This window comes from Microcystis sp. M_OC_Ca_00000000_C217Col (assembly GCF_007095585.1).
Lineage (GTDB): Bacteria > Cyanobacteriota > Cyanobacteriia > Cyanobacteriales > Microcystaceae > Microcystis > Microcystis panniformis.
In genome coordinates this window covers 1-3,513 of the sequence record NZ_SFBV01000053.1, presented here as the reverse complement: position 1 = coordinate 3,513, position 3,513 = coordinate 1, and the positions used below count along the sequence as shown (strand labels likewise).

The window sequence follows — 3,513 nt, the reverse complement described above, 5'->3', positions numbered from 1 at the left end:
TCTTCCGTGAATTCTAGGTTAATCATGTTTTTAATGAGTGCTTTGCTTCTAATTATGACTCTTAAACTATATTATTGTCCTTGAGTAAAAAATGCAAGTTGTAGCCGTGCAAAGTATATCAGTAAACAGTAATCAGTAATCAGTGAACTGAAAACTCACATCTGATAACTGATAACTGATAACTGATAACTGATAACTGACTCCAGCAACAAACTTTTTGCCGCAAACCTTACTTATAAGCAGCAATACACTGTTCAACTAAAGCATTTACTGCGTCCACATCTTTCCAACCGAGAATTTCTGTGACTTTTTTCTCTAGATTTTTATAGGTTTTGAAAAACTCGGCGATTTCTTCCAAGCGATGGGGAGAGACATCTTTAAGAGATTTTACCTCTGCATAACGGGGATCTTTAGCGGGAACACAGAGAATTTTTTCATCGCGATCACCACCATCGATCATTTCTAACATACCAATAGGACGCGCCGTAATCACACAGCCGGGGAAAGTAGGCTGATCCATGATCACCATACCATCTAAAGGATCGCCGTCATCGGCGAGGGTATTGGGAACAAAACCATAATCACAGGGATATTGTACCGAAGAATAGAGAACGCGATCGAGCGCAAAGGCGTTTAAATCCTTATCAAACTCGTATTTATTCTTACTACCGGCGGTAATTTCCACTAAAACATTAATTAAACCGGGTTTCGGTTGGGCAGGAATGCGCGATAAATCCACAAGCTTTCTCCAAATACAAGACAATAGCGCCTTTAGAGTCACCTAAAAGCGCAAGCAAAATTAAAACACACTTTGATTGACTCCGATCCAAATTCTACCCATAAGGGGGATCGGGACGAAGAAAAAAATTTTACCTTGGCAATCGTCTATCTCAATTCTGTCACCTCATTTGCCTCGTTAGGGAGTAGGATGTGTTACCGGTAAGGGGTTCTTCGGTATAGTTAGGCGTGGAGTTATATCCAATCGCTAACAAGGGTAACGTTAGGGTCAGAATTGCGATCATGGTTCCGAGTAAATTGGCCCACCTATGACTAGGAGGTTCGGAAGTCTTCCCTGACGGGTTGCTTGATTCCATAAAGGGGTCGTGTTGAACTCGACAAGTAAAGAATACGAGAGATATATAGAGCAGTCAGCTATCGGCCTTGAGCTTTTAGCAAATTACTGCTGTTTTTTTGCTTTTGGGCTTGGTTAATGTCCCGTTAAAAAGCGAAACATTAACGGCAATACTCTCCCTACTAATTATATTTTACCAATTCTTTTCCAAGAGTTCACTCTGATACTTTTCTTGACGATCTCTCCAGATCATGGTCTGTTGGTGTTTGTCCATGTCATACTGTGGGTGCAAGCACAGCTTCCTTGTCTGATCCCGAAATCAAGTTGTTTCCTAATCAATCTACAAAAAAAATGTCTGAAAGGCTTAAATACTAAGCGATCCAAACATTTTTTCATTGCAATCGGAGGGTGATATTGACTTTATGTCTTAACTTTGAGCTTACGATAGAAACCTGGCTGTTAATGTAGCCTATTTAACCAAAATATCGATTTTTTGCTGATTTATCGGGATAGACAATCACCTTTTCTTAGAAATTATCCGAGTTTGGAGACAATTGGTCAGCTAATCTCCCGATAAGCTAGGTCTCAGAGACCAGCAAGGCATCCTCAAGCCTTGATTTGTCCTTGCTTGTCATGGACAGCAATCAGGGCAAGTGGGGTCAATCTACCAATATTTACATCATAACTCGATCGAGGGAGAAAAACCAAGAACCTGCAAGAAAAATGCCGATCACCTCAGATCATACCGTCAGTCATTTTTCAGCGAGAAACCACCTCGCTAGAGGATTCCGATTCTAGGGGGAGAGAGGGTTTAATTATCCCGTATTTTGTCTCCTCCGGTGTAACTTGACGGATAACCTCCAAAGCTTCCTTGATCATTACTGCCATGGGAACCGCGATAATCACCCCTAGTAAACCGCCCACTCGCGCCCCCGTCAAGACCGAGACCAACACCCAAAAGGGATTTAACCCGGTGACACTGCCCAAAATCCGGGGAGCAATGCCGTTTTCGACAATTTGCTGCACCACTACAGCTACGGCTAAAACTTGCAGAGCTAAACCAATATCGCGCAAAGCTAGTAAAGCTGTCACCGTGACAATGCCTACAGTTCCCCCAAAAGGGATTAAGGCCATGGTGCCAATCAAGAGGCCGAATAGAAGACCAAAAGGGACTTTAATCGATAAAAATGCCGTGACTAATCCCAGGGCCATGCAGGTGGCACAAATCACCTGGCCGACAAAGTAATTCTGAAAACTTAAGCGTAGGGTTAGGGAAAAGGGTTGTTGGACGGGTTTGGGCAACCATTGGATAATACTCCTCCAGATATCGGGACTGTGGAGAAGTAGATAAAAGGTGAGGATAATGGTTAGCAGCACATCAAGCACTCGCACCACGGTAAAAACGGTGAGATTAAGGGCTAAATTAACGCTTCTTCCCGCTAAAATTTGCAATTCTGCCCCTAAACGACTGTTAAACTGAGCGATAACACCATCGAAACTGATCGGAATCGGTAGATTCATCGTGTCGATTTTGGTATCTAGTTGCATCAGTTGGCGCTGTCCTGAGTCTAACCATTCTGGCAATCTGTTGACAAATTGCTGTGCTTGGGTGAAGACTAAGGGAACTAGGGTGATTCCCACGGCCACAAAAATTAAAATCGTGATCAGGGAAACCACAATCGCAGCTAAACCCCGTTTTAATCCCTGACGTTCCAACCAAGTCACCGGATAACCCAAGAGAAAAGATAGAACGGCCGCTATCAGTAAAATAACAAATAAAGATTCAAAATAGCCAAAAATTGCCGATAATGCCCAGGCATTCAGAACTATAAGTGGTGCAGCTAGAGCAATCACCAGTAAGCGAGATAGGGAATTCAGGGATTGCCACCACGTCTGAACCCAATTGCGTTTCGGGGGAACGACTTTAATTTCCACCATGAAGCCTCTTAAAAGGGTTGTTTCAATACTTGTATTCTGACAGATCGAAGCCGAACCCGCTAACTCAACCGGGGGGAAGTGGGAAGATGGGGTGTGGGATGCTGACAGGTGTAGGTTTATTACAACAACCTTATGGGTGTAACGGGGGCATCCTGCCGACATTTAAGGTGAACGGATCCGTTAGGCTGTAGATCTAGTCACTCCATACTTGACAAGACAATGCAGTTGCATTACCGTCAAGATCTAGTTTTTATGGACAGGCTTAGAGGTCGCTATGGCTGCAACGATGGCCCCATGCCCAGAATCCACTCTTACCGATCGCTATCAGACTACAATTCCCGATTCTGTTCGCAAAGCCCTTGGCTTGAATAAGCGTGATAAAATCTGGGCGTTGCTGAATTAAGCTATGAATCAGTAAGGAATAGGCACTTCTTGAAACTTCAGATAATGAATTAATAAACGAATAGAGTATCCTAACATTTCTGTAGACTTAGAATAGCAGA

4 protein-coding genes and 1 pseudogene are annotated in these 3,513 nt (G+C 43.2%); 1 reads left to right on the top strand and 4 read right to left on the bottom strand.

Annotated features, from left to right (window positions below; all coding sequences use genetic code 11):
• Positions 1–229 precede the first annotated feature (229 nt).
• From EWV66_RS03250 to EWV66_RS03245, 3 genes are all read right to left on the bottom strand, one after another.
• Positions 230–739 carry an inorganic diphosphatase gene (locus tag EWV66_RS03250; RefSeq protein ID WP_002770856.1) on the bottom strand — a complete coding sequence of 170 codons (510 nt, stop codon included), beginning with the start codon at positions 737–739 and terminating at the stop codon, positions 230–232.
• A 160-nt stretch (positions 740–899) separates the two neighbouring features.
• On the bottom strand, positions 900–1,094 hold the full coding sequence (locus tag EWV66_RS24320; RefSeq protein WP_012267246.1) for a TLTLP motif-containing protein: 195 nt from the start codon (positions 1,092–1,094) through the stop codon (positions 900–902).
• Positions 1,095–1,831: 737 nt separating this feature from the next.
• A complete protein-coding gene (locus EWV66_RS03245) occupies positions 1,832–3,010 on the bottom strand; it encodes an AI-2E family transporter (RefSeq protein WP_002770865.1) in 1,179 nt (392 codons plus the stop codon).
• A gap of 274 nt (positions 3,011–3,284) precedes the next feature.
• Here EWV66_RS03245 and EWV66_RS03240 point away from each other — a divergent pair, with 274 nt between their 5' ends.
• Positions 3,285–3,413: a type II toxin-antitoxin system PrlF family antitoxin gene (locus EWV66_RS03240; protein ID WP_353734441.1), complete on the top strand. Its 129-nt coding sequence runs from the start codon at positions 3,285–3,287 to the stop codon at positions 3,411–3,413.
• A gap of 8 nt (positions 3,414–3,421) precedes the next feature.
• Here the strand turns inward: EWV66_RS03240 and EWV66_RS03235 are convergent.
• Positions 3,422–3,513: pseudogene (locus tag EWV66_RS03235) on the bottom strand (IS1 family transposase); the annotation flags it as partial.